Source organism: Streptomyces sp. NPDC048352 (genome assembly GCF_040651895.1).
Taxonomy (GTDB): Bacteria; Actinomycetota; Actinomycetes; order Streptomycetales; family Streptomycetaceae; genus Streptomyces.
Genome location: NZ_JBEZKZ010000105.1, coordinates 1 through 18,935, shown reverse-complemented (window position 1 = coordinate 18,935; position 18,935 = coordinate 1). Strand labels below are relative to the sequence as shown.

General features: G+C 72.9%; 15 protein-coding genes. 7 read left to right on the top strand and 8 right to left on the bottom strand.

From position 1 onward, the window contains the following. Positions 1-131: 131 nt before the first annotated feature. The 6 genes from AB0D45_RS32190 to AB0D45_RS32165 are packed head-to-tail and all read right to left on the bottom strand — an operon-like array spanning position 132 to position 6,238. Positions 132-728 (bottom strand): Uma2 family endonuclease, encoded by a 597-nt coding sequence (locus AB0D45_RS32190; RefSeq protein ID WP_362465708.1) that lies wholly within the window; start codon positions 726-728, stop codon positions 132-134. Positions 729-762: 34 nt separating this feature from the next. After that, positions 763-2,073: a DUF58 domain-containing protein gene (locus AB0D45_RS32185; protein WP_362465705.1), complete on the bottom strand. Its 1,311-nt coding sequence runs from the start codon at positions 2,071-2,073 to the stop codon at positions 763-765. Continuing rightward, on the bottom strand, positions 2,073-3,035 hold the full coding sequence (locus tag AB0D45_RS32180; protein ID WP_361609788.1) for a MoxR family ATPase: 963 nt from the start codon (positions 3,033-3,035) through the stop codon (positions 2,073-2,075). Before AB0D45_RS32180 ends, AB0D45_RS32185 begins: the two co-directional genes overlap by 1 nt. Next, a complete protein-coding gene (locus AB0D45_RS32175) occupies positions 3,032-4,258 on the bottom strand; it encodes a DUF4350 domain-containing protein (RefSeq protein WP_362465702.1) in 1,227 nt (408 codons plus the stop codon). Before AB0D45_RS32175 ends, AB0D45_RS32180 begins: the two co-directional genes overlap by 4 nt. After that, entirely contained in the window at positions 4,255-4,935 is a 681-nt protein-coding gene (locus AB0D45_RS32170; RefSeq protein ID WP_362465699.1) for a DUF4129 domain-containing protein, read from the bottom strand. The genes AB0D45_RS32175 and AB0D45_RS32170 overlap by 4 nt, the downstream gene beginning before the upstream one ends. Before the next feature lie 7 nt (positions 4,936-4,942). Beyond that, a complete protein-coding gene (locus AB0D45_RS32165; RefSeq protein WP_362465697.1) occupies positions 4,943-6,238 on the bottom strand; it encodes a hypothetical protein in 1,296 nt (431 codons plus the stop codon). A 234-nt stretch (positions 6,239-6,472) separates the two neighbouring features. On the opposite strand from AB0D45_RS32165, the gene mtrA reads away from it, so the two are divergent. The 6 genes from mtrA (at position 6,473) to AB0D45_RS32135 (ending at position 13,806) form a co-directional block, all read left to right on the top strand. After that, positions 6,473-7,162: a two-component system response regulator MtrA gene (mtrA, locus tag AB0D45_RS32160; RefSeq protein WP_007264442.1), complete on the top strand. Its 690-nt coding sequence runs from the start codon at positions 6,473-6,475 to the stop codon at positions 7,160-7,162. A gap of 43 nt (positions 7,163-7,205) precedes the next feature. After that, the gene (gene mtrB / locus AB0D45_RS32155; RefSeq protein ID WP_362465712.1) at positions 7,206-9,137 is read left to right on the top strand and encodes an MtrAB system histidine kinase MtrB; all 1,932 of its coding nucleotides are present in this window, start codon (positions 7,206-7,208) and stop codon (positions 9,135-9,137) included. After that, on the top strand, positions 9,124-11,016 hold the full coding sequence (locus AB0D45_RS32150) for an LpqB family beta-propeller domain-containing protein (RefSeq protein WP_361611443.1): 1,893 nt from the start codon (positions 9,124-9,126) through the stop codon (positions 11,014-11,016). Before mtrB ends, AB0D45_RS32150 begins: the two co-directional genes overlap by 14 nt. Before the next feature lie 58 nt (positions 11,017-11,074). Then, positions 11,075-11,830, top strand: a complete 756-nt coding sequence (locus tag AB0D45_RS32145) for a phosphoribosyltransferase family protein (RefSeq protein WP_362465692.1) — start codon at positions 11,075-11,077, stop codon at positions 11,828-11,830. A 359-nt stretch (positions 11,831-12,189) separates the two neighbouring features. Then, positions 12,190-12,885: a ribosome-associated translation inhibitor RaiA gene (raiA, locus tag AB0D45_RS32140; protein ID WP_361610226.1), complete on the top strand. Its 696-nt coding sequence runs from the start codon at positions 12,190-12,192 to the stop codon at positions 12,883-12,885. A 186-nt stretch (positions 12,886-13,071) separates the two neighbouring features. Next, the gene (locus AB0D45_RS32135; RefSeq protein ID WP_361610224.1) at positions 13,072-13,806 is read left to right on the top strand and encodes a response regulator transcription factor; all 735 of its coding nucleotides are present in this window, start codon (positions 13,072-13,074) and stop codon (positions 13,804-13,806) included. 30 nt (positions 13,807-13,836) lie between these two features. Here AB0D45_RS32135 and AB0D45_RS32130 read toward each other — a convergent pair whose 3' ends face one another. Both AB0D45_RS32130 and AB0D45_RS32125 read right to left on the bottom strand, forming a co-directional pair. After that, positions 13,837-14,997 (bottom strand): crosslink repair DNA glycosylase YcaQ family protein, encoded by a 1,161-nt coding sequence (locus AB0D45_RS32130; RefSeq protein WP_362465710.1) that lies wholly within the window; start codon positions 14,995-14,997, stop codon positions 13,837-13,839. A gap of 15 nt (positions 14,998-15,012) precedes the next feature. Next, positions 15,013-15,594: a GNAT family N-acetyltransferase gene (locus AB0D45_RS32125; protein ID WP_362465688.1), complete on the bottom strand. Its 582-nt coding sequence runs from the start codon at positions 15,592-15,594 to the stop codon at positions 15,013-15,015. A gap of 227 nt (positions 15,595-15,821) precedes the next feature. Here AB0D45_RS32125 and secA point away from each other — a divergent pair, with 227 nt between their 5' ends. After that, on the top strand, positions 15,822-18,620 hold the full coding sequence (gene secA / locus AB0D45_RS32120; RefSeq protein WP_361610222.1) for a preprotein translocase subunit SecA: 2,799 nt from the start codon (positions 15,822-15,824) through the stop codon (positions 18,618-18,620). Positions 18,621-18,935 lie beyond the last annotated feature (315 nt).

Here is an 18,935-nt window from a genome sequence, read left to right as displayed (position 1 = left end):
TGCAGGGGGGACCCTGTGGGAGAGTAGGACGCCGCCGAACAATCATTGTGGGAAAGCCCCGCACCTTCTGGTGCGGGGCTTTTCTGCGTTTACGGCCCTTTACGGGCGAGCGCCGACGCCTTCCTGTTCCTTCACCAGTCGGCGGGGTAGCTCTTCAGGCTGCTGGTGTCGAGCGTCCAGCGGCCGGCGGTGACGGTGTCCCCGAAAGCGTGGGGGACCTTCTTGCGGTAGCGGATGCCGTCGGGCCCTTCCGAGGGTTCGCTGTGCACCGTCACGGTCTTCTTGTCCCTGCGGGGGTCCACGACGACGTACAGCGGGACCCCCATCCTCGGGTAGTCGTACAGCTTGTCGCGGATGTCGGTCAGCGAGTTCGTACGGGAGACGACCTCCACCACCAGCAGGACGTCGCGGGAGTTCACGACCTTCGCGGTGTCGTCGGTGTCCTCCTCGGCGATGACCATGAGGTCCGGGACCTTCGTCAGGCCGGTCACCGGATCGCCCATGTTCGTGTCGCTGAGGGCCATCACCTCGGGTGTCTGCGCCTCGATCTGGCGGCGCACCCTCACCACGTTCAGTCCGTGGGGAGCCGTGGGGTTCATCATCGTGAGGAAGATCTGACCGTCGGTGGTCTGCACCTTCCACTGGTCTTCATGGTGTTCGGCCAGCTCCGAGAGCTGCTCCGCGAAAGCGTGCAGGCGGTGCATCTGCTCCGGGGTGAGGTCGGCCATGGTGTCCTCCTGGGATCGCCGAACACGAGCGAGGCTACAGGCGGCCCGCGGCTTTCAGGGCGAGGTAGGTGTCGGCCAGGGCGGGGGCCAGGTCGTCCGGGGTGGCGTCGACGACGTGGACGCCGTGGCGGCTGAGCTGCTCCGCCGTGCGGCGGCGCTGGGACTGGGTCTGGGTGGCGGCTGCGGCCTCGTAGGCGGCGTCCAGGGAGCCGCGGGACGTGGCCATGGCGGCGATGTGGGGGTCGGCGACGGAGGCCAGGACGACCGTGTGGCGCTGCGTCAGCTGGGGGAGGAGCGGCAGGAGGCCCTCTTCCACGGGGGCGGCGTCCAGGCTCGTCAGGAGGACCACCAGGGAGCGGCGCGGGGCGCTGCGCAGGATGGTGGAGACCAGGGTGCGGGAGTCCGTCTCGACCAGTTCGGGTTCGAGGCCGGCCATGGCGTTCACGAAGGCGGGGAGGGTGTCGGCTGCCGATCGGCCCTGGACCTGGGCGCGGAGGCGGCGGTCGTGGGCCAGGAGGTCCACGCGGTCGCCGGCGCGGGTCGCCAGGGCGGCCAGCAGCAGGGCCGCGTCCATGGCGGAGTCGAGGCGGGGCGCGTCGCCGACGCGTCCGGCCGAGGTGCGGCCGGTGTCCAGGCAGATCAGGATGTGGCGGTCGCGTTCGGGGCGCCAGGTGCGGACGGCGACCTTGTGCTGGCGGGCGGTGGCCCGCCAGTCGATGGAACGGGTGTCGTCGCCGGGTACGTAGTCGCGCAGGCTGTCGAACTCGGTGCCCTCGCCGCGGGTCAGCAGGCTGGTGCGGCCGTCCAGTTCGCGCAGGCGCGCGAGGCGGGAGGGGAGGTGCTTGCGGCTGGTGAAGGGCGGCAGGACGCGGACCGTCCAGGGGGCGCTGTGGGAGCCCTGGCGGGCCCACAGGCCGAGGGGCCCGTACGAGCGGACGGTGACGGCCGCGGCCTTGCGGTCGCCGCGCCGGGTGGGGCGCAGGCGGGTCGTCAGGCGGCGTCGTTCACCGGCGGGGACGGTCAGCTCGTGGCGGGAGGCGGCCGTTTCGGTGCCGGGGGGCCAGCTGCTGGGGGGCCAGGCGTCGCGGATGCGGGCGCGGAGCGTGCGGGTCCCGGGGTTGGTGAGGGTGAGGTGGACGTCGGCGGTCTCGCCGAGGCGGACGGCGGTGGTGCCCGTCCGGGTGAGCCGCAGGCTCCGTACGGGCGCGGCGAGGGCGCAGTCGACCGCGCAGGCCAGGGCGAGGGAGCCGTTGACCGCGAGGATGCCCGTCCAGCTCGGTTCGAGGATGCCGACGGGGAGGCTGCCGAGGGCCGCGAGCAGGGCGGCGCGTCCGGTGGGGGCCATCAGCGGGGGACGGGGACGTGGGTGAGGATCGCCGAGATGACGGAGTCGGCGGTGACGCCCTCCATCTCGGCTTCCGGGCGCAGCTGCACGCGGTGGCGCAGGGTCGGCAGGGCGAGGGCCTTCACGTCGTCGGGGGTGACGTAGTCGCGGCCGGTGAGCCAGGCCCAGGCGCGGGCGGTGGCGAGGAGGGCGGTCGCGCCGCGGGGGGAGACGCCGAGGGTGAGGGACGGCGATTCGCGGGTGGCGCGGCAGATGTCGACGACGTAGGCGGCGATTTCGGGGGAGACGGTGGTCTCCTCGACGGCCTTGCGGGCGGCTTCGAGTTCCCGGGCGCCGGCGACCGGGCGGATGCCGGCGGCGTGCAGGTCGCGCGGGTCGAAGCCGGCGGCGTGCCGGGTCAGGACGCCGATCTCGTCCTCGCGAGAGGGCAGGGCGACCGTGAGCTTGAGGAGGAAGCGGTCCAGCTGGGCTTCGGGGAGGGGGTAGGTGCCCTCGTACTCGACCGGGTTCATGGTGGCGGCGACGAGGAAGGGGTCGGGCAGCGGGCGCGCGGTGCCGTCGACGGTGACCTGGCGCTCTTCCATGGCTTCGAGGAGCGAGGACTGGGTCTTGGGGGGCGTGCGGTTGATCTCGTCCGCGAGGAGGAGGTTGGTGAAGACGGGGCCGTCCTGGAAGGAGAACTCGGCGGTGCGGGCGTCGTAGACGAGGGAGCCGGTGACGTCGCTGGGCATCAGGTCGGGGGTGAACTGGACGCGCTTGGTGTCGAGTGCGAGGGAGGCCGCGAGGGCGCGGACGAGGAGGGTCTTGGCGACGCCGGGGACGCCTTCGAGGAGGACGTGGCCGCGGCACAGGAGTGCGACGACGAGACCGGTGACGGTGGAGTCCTGTCCGACGACGGCCTTGGCGATTTCGGTGCGGAGCGCTTCCAGGGAGGAGCGGGCGCTGTCCGTGGTGGCCGTCATGAGGTGCGGACCTCTCTTTCGAGGGCGTCGAGGTGGTCGGTGAGCGCGACGAGTGCCGCGTCGTCGGCGGGGGTGGCGCCGAAGAGGGTGGTGGCCGGGTCGGGTCCGGCCGCGTGGGGCAGGCGGGCGGAGACGGCGGGGACGAGTGCCTCGGGGTCGTGGGCCCGGGCGGGCGGTACGCCGACCAGGGGGGCGAGGCGTTCGCGGGCGGCGGCGCGCAGCACGGTGGCGGCGCGGTCGCGTGCGGAGGCCTTGCGGTAGAGGCGGGCGCGGCCCTCGGTGGTCTCGGAGGCGCGGATGGCGACGGGCAGGTTCTCGGTGACGAGCGGGCCGAGGCGGCGGGCGCGCCAGAGGGCGGCGAGGACGGCGGCCACGGCCAGCTGGAGGAGGGCCCACAGCCAGCCGGCGGGGACGAGTTCGAGGAGGCTCTTGTCGTCGGCGGGGCCGTCGGGGGGCATGTCCGCGAGGGTGGGCAGGTACCAGACGAGGTGGGGGCGGGAGCCGAGGAGCTGGAGGGCGAGGGAGGCGTTGCCCTGTTCGGCGAGGTGCTGGTTGAGCAGGATCCGTTCGGAGCCGAGGAGGACGGTGTCGCCGCCCTTGGTGGTGCCGGGGAGTACGAGGACGGTGGGGTCGCCGTCGCTGGGGTAGCAGGCGGTGGCTGCGGGGAGGGCGGTGGTGTAGCGGAGGCCGTCGCCGGTGCCGGCGCGGCCGGCGGTGGTGGCGGCGGGCAGGGCGCAGCCGGGGTCGAGGTCGTCGCTGTCGGTGGAGGACTTCGCGTGGGCTGCGGGTGCCAGGTCGGGGAGGCTGAGGCCGGTGGGGGCGATGAGGACGGTGCGGCCGCCGGAGAGGTCGATGGCGGAGCGGATGGCGCGCCGCTGGGGTTCGCCGAGCAGGTCGGGGGCGGTGACGAGGAGGGTGGTGCGGGGGCCGGCCGCGGCGGCGGCCTCGTCGGCGTTGGTGACGACGCGGGTGGTGACGCCGCGTTCCTTCAGGAGCTGGGCGAGGGCGCGGCTGCCGTCGCGGTCGGCGGAGCGGGGGTCGAGGAGGCCGTGGTGGTCGCCCGCCTGGAGGCCGGCGAGGGCGAGGGCCGCGGCGAGGAGGATGCCGAGGGCGAGGAGCAGGCCGCGGGCGCGGGCCCAGAGCTGGGCGCCGGTGAGGGCGGTGGAGGTCGCTGCGCGCCGGTCCGTGCCCGGGCCGGCGGGGGGCGGGGTGGGGCCGGTCATGCGGTGGGTCCCGTCAGGAGCGGCTTGGCGCGTTCCAGGGTGAGGTCGAGGGTGCGCAGGCGGGCGTAGGCGTCGGCGTCGGCGGTGCGGCCGCCGTAGGTGACGTCGTCGAAGGCGCGGGCGGCGGTGCGGAGGCCGTCCGCGTGGGCGGGGAGGGAGACGGCGGCCTCGGCGGCGGCCTCGTCGGCGGTGCGGCCGGGCCGGGGGTCGAGGAGGGTGCGTTCCTCGAGCGAGCGGACGAGGGCGCGCATGCGTTCCTGGACGGCCTCGTTCCAGCGGCCGGCCGCGGCGTGGGCGTCGGCGGCGGCGCGGTGGTCGGCGGCGCTGCGGGGGCCCTCGGTGAAGAGGGTGCCGGCGGCGGCCGGGGTGCGGCGGGGGGTGCCGAGCCGCCACCACAGGGCGGCGAGGACCAGGAGGACCAGTACGGCGATGGCGAGGAGTCCGGCCCAGCCGCCGGGGGTGGCTCCGGAGGCGCGGTCGAAGAAGTCGCCGAGCCACTCCCAGAAGCGGTCCAGGGCACGCTGGAGCAGCCCCGGCTCGTCCTGGTGGTAGGCGGGCTTGGCCAGCTCGCGTTCGGCCGCCTCGCGGGCGGCGTCGCGCGGGGTGGTCAGCGGTGGTGTCTCGGCGGCGGGCAGCAGGGCCGTGGCGCCGGTGGTGATGAGTCCCCCCGTGCTCATCGGTGCGTCAGCCTCCGGGCCGTTCGGCGGCGGTGGGGGTGCCGTAGCCGTCGAGTCCGGCGGCTCGGGCGAGCTCCAGGTCGAGGGCCTCGCGGCGGATGCGCTGGTCGATGTAGAGGAGGGTGGTGACGCCCGTCTGCATGGGCACGGTGACGGTGGCGCCGACGACCCCGCCGATCGCGCTGATGATCAGGAAGGTCCAGCTCGTGGCGGCGGAGCCGTTGAACAGGCTGCTGATGCCTCCGGGGGCCGCGAACAGGGCGATGCCCGCGAAGGGCGTCACGATCACCATGCTGGTGATGGCGCGGATCAGCCAGGTCAGCAGGCTGATGCCGCAGATGCGCCACCAGGAGCCCTTGACCAGTTTGGCGGAGCGCTTGAGGGCGGCGACGGCCGTGCCGCGCTCCAGCATGAGCGCGGGCGGGGCCAGCACGAAGGTGACGTAGAACCAGGCCAGGAGCAGGAAGCCGACGGGGATGCCGAGGGCGGTGAGGGCGGCGCTGCCGGCGAGGATGCCGGGGAGCGTCGGGAGCCCGACGGCGGCGACGGCGCCCAGGAGCAGCAGGGCGATCAGGGCCAGCATGCGCGGTGCGAGGGGGCGTACGGCCTTCAGGGTGCCGGAGACGGTGGAGGCCTGGCCGAGGACCGCGCGGCTGACAACGGGCGCGAGGAGGGCGGTCACCAGGATCAGCCCGAGGATCTCCAGGTAGTACTGGAAGGCGTAGACGAGGGCGGTGTTGCCCATGACGCCGAGGGCCTGGGAGGGGGTGAGGTCCTCGTCCGCGACCGGGAGGCGGTCCAGCCAGGCGCGCTCGACGAGGAGCAGGGCGAGCTGGGAGAGGGCGGCGACGACCAGGCTGACGGAGAGCACGGAGCGCCAGTGGCCGCGCAGGGTGCCGACCGCGCCGTCGAGGATCTCGCCGAGGCCCAGGGGGCGCAGGGGGATCACACCGGGCTTGGCGGCGGGCGGGGGGCCGCCCCAGCCGCCGGGGTACTGGTACGGGGTGCCGGAGGCGGGGTGGGTTCCCCAGCCGGGGGCCTGCTGCTGCGCGGGCGGGGCCGGCTGCGGGGTCCGGGCGGGCGCGGGGCTCGACCACTGGCCGGCCGGCGGCTGGGCCGCGGACCACTTGCCGCCGGGGGTGCCGGTGCCGGGGTCGGCAGCGGAGCCCGGGCCGGATCCCGTACCGTCGGCGGTGCCGGGGTCGGCTGCGGAGCCGGACGGCTGAGCGGCCGGCCGGGCGGCGTCGGGGCCCTGGCCGTCGGACGGGGATCCGGGCGCGGCCCAGCCCGGAGAGTCGTTCATCGTCGCTCCTTCACGTGCACCTGCCGTGGCGGGCGCGCTGGTCGGCTGCCATCGTGCCATGGGGGAGCTCTGCTCGGACCGGCCGTCCCCCCGGATCCCGGGCCGCTCGCCCTTCAATTGTCGCGCGGATCCGGGGCAGACTGGTCGTCCTGATCTCCACGCAGGTCCGAGGGGCGATTTCCAGCCCTTTTGGCTGTGGGACAGCTCACCGCCTGGTAACGATTAGCTAATGGGATGATGTCAACCATGAAGGGACGCGTCCTTGTCGTCGACGACGACACCGCGCTGGCCGAGATGCTCGGCATTGTGCTGCGTGGAGAAGGTTTTGAGCCGTCGTTCGTAGCGGACGGTGACAAGGCACTGGCTGCCTTCCGGGAGGCGAAGCCGGACCTCGTGCTGCTCGACCTCATGCTGCCCGGTCGGGACGGCATAGAGGTGTGCAGGCTGATCCGCGCCGAGTCGGGCGTGCCTATTGTCATGCTCACCGCCAAGAGCGACACGGTGGACGTGGTCGTCGGCCTGGAGTCCGGTGCCGACGACTACATCGTCAAGCCGTTCAAGCCCAAGGAGCTGGTGGCCCGCATCCGGGCGCGCCTGCGCCGGTCGGAGGAGCCCGCGCCCGAGCAGCTGGTCATCGGTGACCTGGTCATCGACGTGGCCGGACACTCGGTCAAGCGCGACGGCGCCTCCATCGCGCTGACCCCGCTCGAGTTCGACCTGCTGGTCGCCCTCGCCCGCAAGCCCTGGCAGGTCTTCACCCGCGAGGTGCTGCTGGAGCAGGTCTGGGGCTACCGGCACGCGGCGGACACCCGCCTGGTCAACGTCCACGTACAGCGCCTGCGCTCCAAGGTCGAGAAGGACCCGGAGCGCCCCGAGATCGTCGTGACGGTGCGCGGTGTCGGCTACAAGGCCGGACCCAGCTGACGTGCAGCCCGGCAAGGCCCGGAGCGGCTCCCGCCGGGGAGCGCTGCGGGGCGGCCGGCAGCTCCGTCAGATCGCCGACGGAGCACCCGGCGGCCCCCTCCTGCGGCTGTTCGTACGCCTCGTACGCCGGCCGCTGCTCCCGGCTGTCCGGATCTGGCGGCGCAACATCCAGCTGCGGGTGGTCGCGGCGACCCTGCTGATGTCGCTCGCCGTGGTCCTCGCCCTCGGCTTCGTCGTCATCGCCCAGGTCTCCAGGGGGCTCCTCGAAGCCAAGGAGGAGGCCGCCCAGAGCCAGGCCGCGGGAGGCTTCGCGGTCGCACAGGAGAAGGCCAACACGCCCTTCGCCGCCGACGGGCCCGACGCCACCGACAACAAGGTCGGCCGGGACGCCAGCACCTGGATGAACTCGCTCGTCAAACAGCTCGCCAGCGGCGGCCAGACCGCCTTCGAGGTGGTCGCGCTCGGAGCCGGCACCGGCGAGCAGGCCGCCCCGGGCGCCCAGGGCGTCAAGGGCGCCCGCGCCTCCGGGAACGTCGACCCGACCGCGAGCGTCCCGCCGGCGCTGCGCCGCTCCGTCAACCACGCCACCGGCACTTTCAAGACGTTCTGGCAGATCCGGTACACCGCCGGGGCCGGGGAGAAGCCGCCGGCGCCCGCGCTGGTGATCGGCAAGCGGCTCACCGACATCAACGGCGACCCGTACGACCTGTACTACCTCTTCCCGCTGACCCAGGAGGAGGAGTCCCTCAACCTGGTCAAGGTCACCATCGCCACGGCCGGCGTGTTCGTGGTCGTGCTGCTCGGCGCCATCGCCTGGCTCGTGGTGCGCCAGGTCGTCACCCCGGTCCGGATGGCCGCCGGGATCGCCGAGCGGCTCTCGGCCGGGCGGCTCAAGGAGCGGATGAAGGTCACCGGCGAGGACGACATCGCCCGCCTGGGCGAAGCGTTCAACAAGATGGCCCAGAACCTCCAGAACAAGATCCAGCAGCTGGAGGACCTGTCCCGGCTGCAGCGCCGGTTCGTCTCGGACGTCTCGCACGAGCTGCGCACCCCGCTGACGACCGTCCGCATGGCCGCCGACGTCATCCACGACGCCCGGGTCGACTTCGACCCGGTCACCGCGCGCTCCGCCGAGCTGCTCGCCGGACAGCTCGACCGGTTCGAGTCGCTGCTCTCCGACCTGCTGGAGATCAGCCGCTTCGACGCCGGCGCCGCCGACCTCCAGGCCGAGCCCATCGACCTGCGGGACGTCGTGCGCCGTGTCATCGACGGGGCCGAGCCGCTCGCGGAGCACAAGGGCAGCCGCATCCGGGTCCTCGGCGACACCCAGCCCGTCATAGCCGAGGCCGACGCCCGGCGCGTGGAGCGGGTGCTGCGCAACCTCGTCGTCAACGCCGTGGAGCACGGCGAGGGCCGGGACGTGGTGGTCCGGCTCGCCTCGGCCGGCGGGGCCGTCGCCGTCGCCGTCCGCGACTACGGCGTCGGGCTCAAGCCCGGCGAGGCCACCCGCGTCTTCAACCGCTTCTGGCGGGCCGACCCCGCCCGGGCGCGCACCACCGGCGGCACGGGCCTCGGCCTGTCCATCGCCGTCGAGGACGCCCGTCTGCACGGCGGCTGGCTCCAGGCCTGGGGCGAGCCCGGCGGCGGGTCCCAGTTCCGCCTCACCCTGCCCCGCACCGCCGACGAGCCCCTGCGCGGATCGCCGATCCCGCTGGAGCCCGAGGACTCCCGGGCCAACCGCGCCCGCGCCGCCGCCGAGGCACCCCGGCCCGGCGGCGCCGGCGGGCCGGGCACGCGTCCCGGAGGCGGTGCCGAGCGCGCCGACCGCTCCCCGATACCGCCCAGGCCGGCGGTCACCACCGCCCTGCCGGTGCCCGCCGACCCCACGGCGCTGCCCGGCAACGGCTCCCGGGTCGTCGCCAGGCCCGCCGATCAGCCCGCAGCACAGGAGGATGGACCCGGTGGAGGACGCTGAGCGCGCGTCGGCAGGAGTACGGGGCGGACGGGACGCCGGGGGCGGGCGCGGTCAGCGGGCCCGCACGGGCCGACGGCACCGCGGCACCCGGGTGGCGCTGGCCCTGGGAGCCGTCGGTCTGCTGATCGGCGGCTGCGCCTCCATGCCGGACCGCGGCGAGATCCGCCGGGTGGAGGCCTCGCAGGGCGTCGACTCGCAGGTCCGCGTCTTCGGGGTGCCGCCGGCCGACAAGGCCAGCCCGGCCGACATCGTCGACGGCTTCCTCGAGGCCATGACCAGCGACGACCCGAAACTGGCCACCGCCCGCAAGTACCTCACCGAGGACGCCGCGAAGAACTGGCGGCCCGGCTCCGCCGTCACCGTCCTCTCCGCCGGCCTCGACCGGGTCCCCGTCCAGGGCGACAGGGAACCCGAAGAGCCCCGCTGGAAGATCTACGGCAAGAAGCTCGCGACCGTGGACGAGCGCAGCGCGTACCAGCCGGAGACCGGCGGCGGGCGCTACGAGGAGTACCTCCAGCTCGTCCAGGTCGACAAGCAGTGGCGGATCTCGACCCCGCCCAGCAACCTCGTCCTCAGCGAGTCCGACTTCCAGCGCATCTACAAGCCGGTCAACAAGTACTACTTCGCGGGCAGCACCCTCGTCGCCGACCCGGTGTACGTGCGCCAGCGCACCGACCCCGACACCCGCATGGACCCGACCACGCAGACCGTGCAGTCCCTGCTGGCCGGCCCCTCCAAGTGGCTCGGCCCAGTCGTCTCCACCGCCTTCCCCACGGGCAGCGAACTGCGCACGGGCACCAAGTCCCTCTCGTACGACGGCCAGAACACCCTGCGCGTCCCGCTCAACGGCAGCGCCGCCAACGTGGCCCAGCCGCAGTGCCAGAAGATGGCCACCCAACTCCTCTACACCGTCCGCGACCTGACGACCTCCAAGCTGGACCGGGTCGAACTGCTGCGCCCCGACGGCACGTCCTCGCTGTGCTGGGTCACCGGCTCGGCCGCCGCGGCCATCGCCAACCGGCCGCCGTCGCCGGAGCACCAGTACTACGTGGACAAGGACTACAAGCTCGTCCGGATGACCCTCGACGCCAACACCGAGGAGCAGCAGCCCTACAAGCCGGAGCCCGCGCCCGGCCCGCTGGCCACCGCCGCCGGCTTCAAGGTGGGGTCGGCGGCCGTGACGTACGACGAGAAGCGCGCCGCGGTCGTCTCCGACGACGGGCACGGCCTGTACGTGGTGACGCTGACGACGGCGGGGCAGATGCCGCAGGCCCTGCTGACCAGCAAGTCGGGCAAGTTCACCGCGCCCAGCTGGGACGCGCAGGGCGACCTGTGGGTCGCGGACCTCGACCCGCAGGGCCAGGGCCTGTGGCGGGTGCCCGGCGGGACCGGCACCCCGCAGAAGGTGGACGTCGCCGGGCTCGACGGAGGGCGGATCAGCGGGCTGCGGGCCTCCTCGGACGGGGTGCGCATCGCGCTGCTCGTCGAGAAGGAGGGCGGCCGCAGGAACCTCTTCATCGGGCGGATCGAACGCCCCGAGGGCAAGGGGGACGCCTCCCGGGTGTCGGTGCGCGAGCTGCGCCCGGCGGCCCCGCAGATGGCGGAGGTGACGGCGATGAGCTGGGCGCCGCGCGGCCGGCTGCTGGTGGTGGGCCGGGAGAGCGGCGGGGTGGACCAGGCCCGCTACATGCTGGCCGACGGGTCGCTGGTCGCCGCGAGCCTGCCGGGCGCGACGGGGCTCAACGGGATCGCGGCCGCCGAGGACGAGGCGAAGCCCGTGGTGGCCTCCTCCGGTGAGGACGGCATCGTGTGGCTGCCGCCGGGCGCGCAGTGGCGCACGGTGGCGGCGGGCGGCCGGGCCCCGGTGTACCCGGGCTGACGGGCGGGCGCCGTCCACAGGGGTCGCGGGGCCGGGTGCGGCGCGGCAGGGTGGACGCATGCGGGAGTGGTGGCGTGAGGTGGCCGGGCTGGTCCTGCCGGCCGACTGCGCCGGCTGCGGGGCGGCGCGCGTCGTGCTGTGCGCGGCGTGCCGGGGAGCCCTGAGCGGAGCCGGGGCCGGGCGGGTGCGCCCGGTGGCCCGGCGGGCGGGGCCGGCGGGGCTGCCGGAGGTGTACGCGGGGGCGCGGTACGAGACGGCCGTACGGGCGGTGGTGCTGGCGCACAAGGAGCGCGGGGCGCTGCCCCTGGCGGGCCCCCTGGGAGCTGCCCTGGCGGCGGCGGTGGCGCTGACGGGGGCGGGCGGGGCTGCGGCCGGGTCCGGCGAGCTCGCCCTGGTGCCGGTGCCGTCCGCGCGGCGGACGCTGCGGGCGCGCGGGCACGACCCGGCGCGCAGGATCGCCCTGGCCGCGTCCCGGCGGCTGCGCGGGGCCGGTGGGGCCGCGCGCGTGGCCCCCGTACTGCGGCTGCGGCGCGCCGTCGCGGACCAGGCGGGTCTGGGGGCGCGGGAGCGGCAGGAGAACCTGGCGGGGGCCCTGGAGGTGCGCCCGGGCGGGGCCGCGCTGACGGCGGGCGCTCGGATCGTGCTGGTGGACGACGTGATCACGACGGGGGCCACGCTCGCGGAGGCGGCCCGGGCACTGCGGGCGGCGGGGCTGCGGGCGGACGCGGCGGCCGTGGTGGCGGCTCCGGCGCGGTCGTTCGCGCCGGTCCGGGGACCGGCGGCAACCCGGACAGAGCAAAAATCTTGTGAATAGATTTGGAACCCCTGGGGAATGCGCATCGTTGCAGGTAGTAAGAGGGAACACCCACCTGATCGGAGGTACGTTTCGGTAGCGGGTGCCGACAACCGGCTATGAGAGATATGTTCGGTTGTGAGGAACTGGCGATCCTTCGGCCCCAGGCATCGGAGCACCAGTCCGTCTCTTTATTGGAATCTTCGTCAGTGCCTGCAGGGGGGCTCTCTCACTCCGAAGTCGGTGGGATGTGGATCTTGCCGATGGGGGAGGAGGAGGTGAAAGTCGCCAAGTCCGAGGCTCCGGTGTTCACCGGAGCCTGGTGCGAAAGGGAGACGCTTCGCCGTTGGTGGCGGAGGTCTCCGGGAACGGAGTTCTGCGTGGACATCGTCGTCAAGGGCCGCAAGACCGAAGTACCCGAGCGGTTCCGCAAGCACGTGGCCGAGAAGCTGAATCCCGAGCGGATCCAGAAGCTCGACGCCAAGGTGATCAGCTTGGATGTCGAGGTGTCCAAGGAGCACAACCCGCGCCAGGCCGACCGTTGCGACCGCGTGGAGATCACCCTGCACTCGCGGGGCCCGGTGATCCGGGCCGAGGCCGCCGCCGCAGACCCGTACGCGGCGCTCGACCTGGCACAGGACAAGCTGGAGGCCCGGCTGCGCAAGCAGCACGACAAGCGCTTCACCCGCCGTGGCACCGGGCGTATCCCGGCGGCCGAGGTCGCCGACCGCGTGCCGGGCGTCGCCACCCTCAACAGCAACGGCGAGCCGGTCTACGAGGACACGGAGGAGGGAATTCCGGTCAAGCGGATCGGATCCCTCGAAGTGCAGGGCGAAGGCCCGCTCATCGTCCGCGAGAAGACCCACTCGGCCCGGCCGATGTCGCTCGACCAGGCTCTGTACGAAATGGAACTGGTCGGCCACGACTTCTATCTGTTCGTCGACTCCGAGACCAAGATGCCCAGCGTCGTCTACCGGCGCCACGCGTACGACTACGGCGTCATCCACGTGGACCCCGACGGCGCGTCCAGCTCGGAGCCCTCGGGATCGGGCGCGGGCGGCGCGCTCGGAGGCTGAAATTCACCCCCTGCCCCTGCGGATCGCACGGCGTTCCGCAGGGGCACCTGTATGACTCGTATGAGCCAGATGGATTCCGCCGGATCCCCGCCCGGCAGGGCGGGCATGGAATCATGTCGGACAGTCAACCGGCGGCCGACCCCGCCGGATTGGCCCAGCAGCTCAGCACATGCAGGGGGAGGAACGATGGCGGACAGCTTCGGGCCGGCGCGCGGTGACGACGGCGGAGCCGGCTGTCGCGAGGCGGGGGACCCGGCCGGCGAGCCCATCCGGGTACTCGTGGTCGACGACCACGCCCTCTTCCGGCGCGGACTGGAGATCGTCCTCGCCCAGGAGGAGGACATCCAGGTCGTCGGCGAGGCCGGGGACGGGGCGGAGGCCGTCGACAAGGCCGCCGACCTGCTTCCGGACATCGTGCTGATGGACGTGCGGATGCCCCGGCGCGGCGGGATCGAGGCGTGCACCTCGATCAAGGAGGTCGCCCCCTCCGCGAAGATCATCATGCTGACGATCAGCGACGAGGAGGCCGACCTCTACGACGCGATCAAGGCGGGCGCCACCGGCTACCTGCTCAAGGAGATCTCCACGGACGAGGTCGCGACGGCCATCCGCGCCGTCGCCGACGGGCAGTCGCAGATCAGTCCGTCGATGGCGTCGAAGCTGCTCACCGAGTTCAAGTCGATGATCCAGCGCACCGACGAGCGCCGGCTGGTCCCGGCGCCCCGGCTGACCGACCGGGAGCTGGAGGTCCTCAAGCTGGTGGCCACCGGGATGAACAACCGGGACATCGCCAAGCAGCTGTTCATCTCCGAGAACACCGTGAAGAACCACGTCCGCAACATCCTGGAGAAGCTCCAGCTGCACTCCCGGATGGAAGCCGTCGTGTACGCGATGCGGGAGAAGATCCTGGAGATCCGCTAGCCGTTCCCCGGGCGGGGCGGGCCCGGCCGGCTACGGCCGCCGGGCGGCCAGCTCCGCCGAGACGGCAGCCGCCTCCCGGGCGTCCTGGGCGCGCTCCACCCGCACCTCCTCGCACCCCACCCACCGGGCGGCCTCCCACAGGGCCTCGGCCATCGCCCCCGCCGCCCCCGGCGTGGCCAGCGAGAGCTGGCGGGCCACCAGCGTGCGGCCCTCGCGGCCCGGGTCGACGCGCCCCTGGAGCCAGCCGCCGGCCAGCAGCGGCATCGCGAAGTACCCGTGTATCCGCTTCGGCTTGGGGACGTACGCCTCCAGGCGGTGCGTGAACCCGAAGATCCGCTCGGTGCGGGGCCGGTCCCAGACCAGCGAGTCGAAGGGGGACAGCAGCGTCGTACGGTGGCGGCCGCGCGGGACGGTGGCCAGCGCGCCGGGATCGGCCCAGGCCGGCCTGCCCCAGCCCTCCACCGTCACCGGCACCAGACCGGAGTCCGCGATCACCGCGTCGACCTGCTCCCCCTTGAGCCGGTGGTAGTCCGCGAGGTCGGCGCGGGTGCCCACCCCCAGGGACTGCCCGGCCAGTGCGACCAGCCGGCGCAGGCACTCGCGGTCGTCCAGGTCGTCGTGCAGGAGGGCGTCCGGCACGGCCCGCTCGGGCAGGTCGTAGACCCGCTTCCAGCCGCGCCGCTCGCAGCAGACCACCTCACCGGTGTCGAGCAGCCACTCCACCGCGATCTTGGTCTCGGACCACTCGAACCACTCGCCGCCGTTCTTCGCGCCGCCGAGCTCGGTGGAGGTCAGCGGGCCGTCGGCCTTCAGCCGGTCCAGGACCGCCCGCGTCGAGCGCTCCTTGTCCTGCAGGACGTGCCAGCGGTGGCCGCGCGCCCGGTTGGCGCGGCGGCGGAACGCGAAGTGCGGCCACTCCTCGATCGGCAGGACGCACGCCGCGTGCGACCAGTACTCGAAGGCGTGGCTGTCGCTCCAGTAGGCCTTCTCCACCGCCTCCCGGCCCACCGCGCCCAGGCGCGCGTACGGGATCAGCTCGTGCGAGCGGGCCAGGACCGAGATGGTGTCCAGCTGCACTGCGCCCAGGTGGCGCAGCACCCCCCGGACGCCGCCCCGGCGGTCGGGCGCCCCGAGGAACCCCTGCGCACGCAGGGCGATCCGGCGGGCCTCGTCGGCGGACAGCGAGAGCATCGTCATGCCGCGAGCCTAGGAGGTGGCACTGACAGCGGGCAGGTACGGAAGGCGGGAGGGCAGGCCGAGGTCGCCGGGGAGCAGGGCGGCGACCCAGCAGTCGCGCAGGGTGCCGCGCACGTCGAGCGCGGCGCGCAGGGTGCCCTCGACGCGGAAGCCGGCCTTCTCCGCGACGGCCCGCGAGGCGGCGTTGCCGACGGCGGCGCGCCACTCCAGCCGGCCGGCGCCGACCTCGGTGAACAGCCAGCGGGCGACCCCGCCGACGGCCTCGGTCACGTAGCCGCGGCCGCGGTGCTCCTCGACGGCCCAGAAGCCGACCTCGTACGCCTGGGGGCCGCGCACGTGCACGCCCACCGCGGCGACCAGCGGGCCACCGGCCCCGAGCCGCACCGCGAACCCGTACTCGCGGTCCTCGCGCCAGCCGCCCGGGGAGAGCTCGGCGACCCAGGCCCGCGCGTGCGCGCGCTCGTACGGGGAGGGCACGACCGTCCAGCGCTGGATCTCGGGGTCCTGGCAGGCGGCGTACACCTCCTCCGCGTCGTCGGGGGCGAAGGGCCTCAGCAGGAGGCGTTCGGTGGTCAGCGTGACGGGCTCCATGCAAGGGAGTGTGGCCGCCCCGGGTAACCCGGGCGAGGGGTTTTCGCTCCCACCGGCACCCAAAGCGTCCCCCGTACGTTCTCATTCCGGGCGCCCGTGCCCTGCGGACACGGCGGACCTCCCGACGCGACCACGTCCTCGCTTACGATGGCCGTTGCGGTGGGGCCCACCTGCCGTGCCCGGCTACGTAAAGTGCCCAGGCCCGACCGGCAAGGAGACAAACCTCGGTGTCCGTCTTCAACAAGCTCATGCGTGCAGGCGAAGGCAAGATCCTGCGCAAACTGCACCGCATCGCGGACCAGGTCAACTCCATCGAAGAGGACTTCGTCAACCTCTCCGACGCCGAGTTGCGCGCACTCACGGACGAGTACAAGCAGCGCTACCAGGACGGCGAGAGCCTCGACGACCTGCTGCCGGAGGCCTTCGCGACCGTCCGCGAGGCCGCCAAGCGCGTCCTCGGCCAGCGGCACTACGACGTGCAGATCATGGGCGGCGCGGCGCTGCACCTCGGCTACGTCGCCGAGATGAAGACCGGTGAGGGCAAGACCCTCGTCGGCACGCTGCCCGCGTACCTGAACGCCCTGTCGGGCCTGGGCGTCCACCTGATCACGGTGAACGACTACCTCGCCGAGCGCGACTCCGAGATGATGGGCCGCGTCCACAAGTTCCTCGGCCTGGACGTCGGCTGCATCCTGGCGAACATGTCGCCGGCCCAGCGCCGCGAACAGTACAACTGCGACATCACATACGGCACGAACAACGAGTTCGGCTTCGACTACCTGCGCGACAACATGGCGTGGTCGAAGGACGAGCTGGTGCAGCGCGGCCACAACTTCGCCGTGGTCGACGAGGTCGACTCGATCCTCGTCGACGAGGCCCGCACCCCGCTGATCATCTCCGGCCCGGCCGACCAGGCCACGAAGTGGTACGCCGACTTCGCGAAGCTGGTCACCCGCCTCACCAAGGGCGAGGCCGGCAACCCGCTCAAGGGCATCGAGGAGACCGGCGACTACGAGGTCGACGAGAAGAAGCGCACCGTCGCCATCCACGAGGCCGGTGTCGCCAAGGTCGAGGACTGGCTCGGCATCGACAACCTCTACGAGTCGGTGAACACCCCGCTCGTCGGCTACCTCAACAACGCGATCAAGGCCAAGGAACTGTTCAAGGCCGACAAGGACTACGTCGTCATCGACGGCGAGGTCATGATCGTCGACGAGCACACCGGCCGCATCCTCGCCGGCCGCCGCTACAACGAGGGCATGCACCAGGCGATCGAGGCGAAGGAAGGGGTGGACATCAAGGACGAGAACCAGACCCTCGCCACGATCACCCTGCAGAACTTCTTCCGCCTCTACACGAAGCTGTCCGGCATGACCGGTACGGCCATGACCGAGGCCGCCGAGTTCCACCAGATCTACAAGCTCGGCGTCGTCCCGATCCCCACCAACCGGGACATGCAGCGCAAGGACCAGCCCGACCTCATCTACCGGACCGAGGTCGCCAAGTTCGCCGCCGTCGTCGACGACATCGCCGAGAAGCACGAGAAGGGCCAGCCGATCCTCGTCGGCACGACCTCGGTGGAGAAGTCCGAGTACCTCTCGCAGCAGCTCTCCAAGCGCGGCATCCCGCACGAGGTCCTCAACGCCAAGCAGCACGAGCGCGAGGCCGCGATCGTCGCCCAGGCCGGCCGCCGCGGCGCGGTCACCGTCGCCACGAACATGGCCGGCCGCGGTACCGACATCAAGCTCGGCGGCAACCCGGACGACCTCGCCGAGGCGGAGCTGCGCCAGCGCGGCCTCGACCCGGAGGAGCACATCGAGGAGTGGGCGCACGCCCTGCCCGAGGCGCTCCACCGCGCGGAGGCGGCGGTCAAGGCCGAGTTCGAAGAGGTCAAGGAGCTCGGCGGGCTGTACGTGCTGGGCACCGAGCGGCACGAGTCGCGCCGCATCGACAACCAGCTGCGCGGCCGCTCCGGCCGACAGGGCGACCCGGGCGAGTCCCGCTTCTACCTGTCGCTGGGCGACGACCTGATGCGCCTGTTCAAGGCGCAGATGGTCGAGCGGGTCATGTCCATGGCGAACGTGCCGGACGACGTCCCGATCGAGAACAAGATGGTGACGCGCGCGATCGCGTCCGCCCAGTCGCAGGTCGAGACCCAGAACTTCGAGACCCGCAAGAACGTCCTGAAGTACGACGAGGTCCTCAACAGCCAGCGCGAGGTCATCTACGGCGAGCGCCGCCGCGTCCTGGAGGGCGAGGACCTGCACGAGCAGGTGCGCTTCTTCATGGACGACACCATCGACGCCTACATCGCCGCCGAGACGGTCGAGGGCTTCGCCGAGGAGTGGGACCTCGACCGGCTGTGGGGCGCCTTCAAGCAGCTCTACCCGATCAAGGTGACGGTGGAGGAGCTGGAGGAGGCCGCCGGCGACCGGGCCGGCATCACCGCCGAGTTCATCGCCGAGTCCGTCAAGGACGACATCCACCAGCAGTACGAGGCACGCGAGAAGGCGCTCGGCTCCGAGGTCATGCGCGAGCTGGAGCGGCGCGTGGTGCTGTCGGTGCTGGACCGCAAGTGGCGTGAGCACCTCTACGAGATGGACTACCTCCAGGAAGGCATCGGCCTGCGGGCGATGGCCCAGAAGGACCCGCTGGTCGAGTACCAGCGGGAGGGCTTCGACATGTTCAACGCCATGATGGAAGGCATCAAGGAGGAGTCCGTCGGCTACCTGTTCAACCTGGAGGTCCAGGTCGAGCAGCAGGTCGAGGAGCTCCCGGTGCAGGACGTGGCCCCGTCCATGGTGAAGGAGCCGGTGCCCGCGGCGCGCCCGGAGATCCGCGCCAAGGGCCTGGACACCCCGCAGCGCCCGGACCGGCTGCACTTCTCGGCTCCGAGCGTCGACGGTGAGGGCGGTGTCGTCGAGGGCGACTTCGACGCCGACGCCGACGGCGGGGGCGACGGCCTGACGCGCGCGGAGCGCCGCAAGGCCCAGAAGGCCTCGGGCGGCCGGCGCCGCAAGAAGTAACCGCGCTGACCCGCTGACCCGCTGGGGGCAGCACGCACAGCGGCCGGGGCCGGACACCATGGGGTGTCCGGCCCCGGCCGCTGTGCGGGTGGGTGCCTTCTGGCCGGGGGCTGGCGCCGGGGGCTGGGGTCCGCGGGCTGGGGGATGGGCGGTGGCCCCTGGGGCGGTGTCAGGGCTGGTTCGGGGGTTTCCCGTCAGTCCCATCGTCGTTCCGTGTCGGGCCGGCCTGTCAAGGGCGCTCGCTGCGCTCGCGTCACTGCGTGATCGCCTTCGGCGACCCTTGACAGCCCGTCCCGCCCCGGAAAGCCGAAAGAC

What these genes read in the sequence shown, in the direction of transcription:
- AB0D45_RS32185 (WP_362465705.1), bottom strand. Translation starts at nt 2,073, where the DNA reads ATGGCCCCCACCGGACGCGCCGCCCTGCTCGCGGCCCTCGGCAGCCTC.
- AB0D45_RS32175 (WP_362465702.1), bottom strand. Translation starts at nt 4,258, where the DNA reads ATGACCGGCCCCACCCCGCCCCCCGCCGGCCCGGGCACGGACCGGCGC.
- AB0D45_RS32190 (WP_362465708.1), bottom strand. Translation starts at nt 728, where the DNA reads ATGGCCGACCTCACCCCGGAGCAGATGCACCGCCTGCACGCTTTCGCG.
- AB0D45_RS32170 (WP_362465699.1), bottom strand. Translation starts at nt 4,935, where the DNA reads ATGAGCACGGGGGGACTCATCACCACCGGCGCCACGGCCCTGCTGCCC.
- AB0D45_RS32135 (WP_361610224.1), top strand. Translation starts at nt 13,072, where the DNA reads ATGGCGGACAGCTTCGGGCCGGCGCGCGGTGACGACGGCGGAGCCGGC.
- AB0D45_RS32130 (WP_362465710.1), bottom strand. Translation starts at nt 14,997, where the DNA reads ATGCTCTCGCTGTCCGCCGACGAGGCCCGCCGGATCGCCCTGCGTGCG.
- AB0D45_RS32180 (WP_361609788.1), bottom strand. Translation starts at nt 3,035, where the DNA reads ATGACGGCCACCACGGACAGCGCCCGCTCCTCCCTGGAAGCGCTCCGC.
- AB0D45_RS32125 (WP_362465688.1), bottom strand. Translation starts at nt 15,594, where the DNA reads ATGGAGCCCGTCACGCTGACCACCGAACGCCTCCTGCTGAGGCCCTTC.
- AB0D45_RS32145 (WP_362465692.1), top strand. Translation starts at nt 11,075, where the DNA reads ATGCGGGAGTGGTGGCGTGAGGTGGCCGGGCTGGTCCTGCCGGCCGAC.
- AB0D45_RS32165 (WP_362465697.1), bottom strand. Translation starts at nt 6,238, where the DNA reads ATGAACGACTCTCCGGGCTGGGCCGCGCCCGGATCCCCGTCCGACGGC.
- mtrA (WP_007264442.1), top strand. Translation starts at nt 6,473, where the DNA reads ATGATGTCAACCATGAAGGGACGCGTCCTTGTCGTCGACGACGACACC.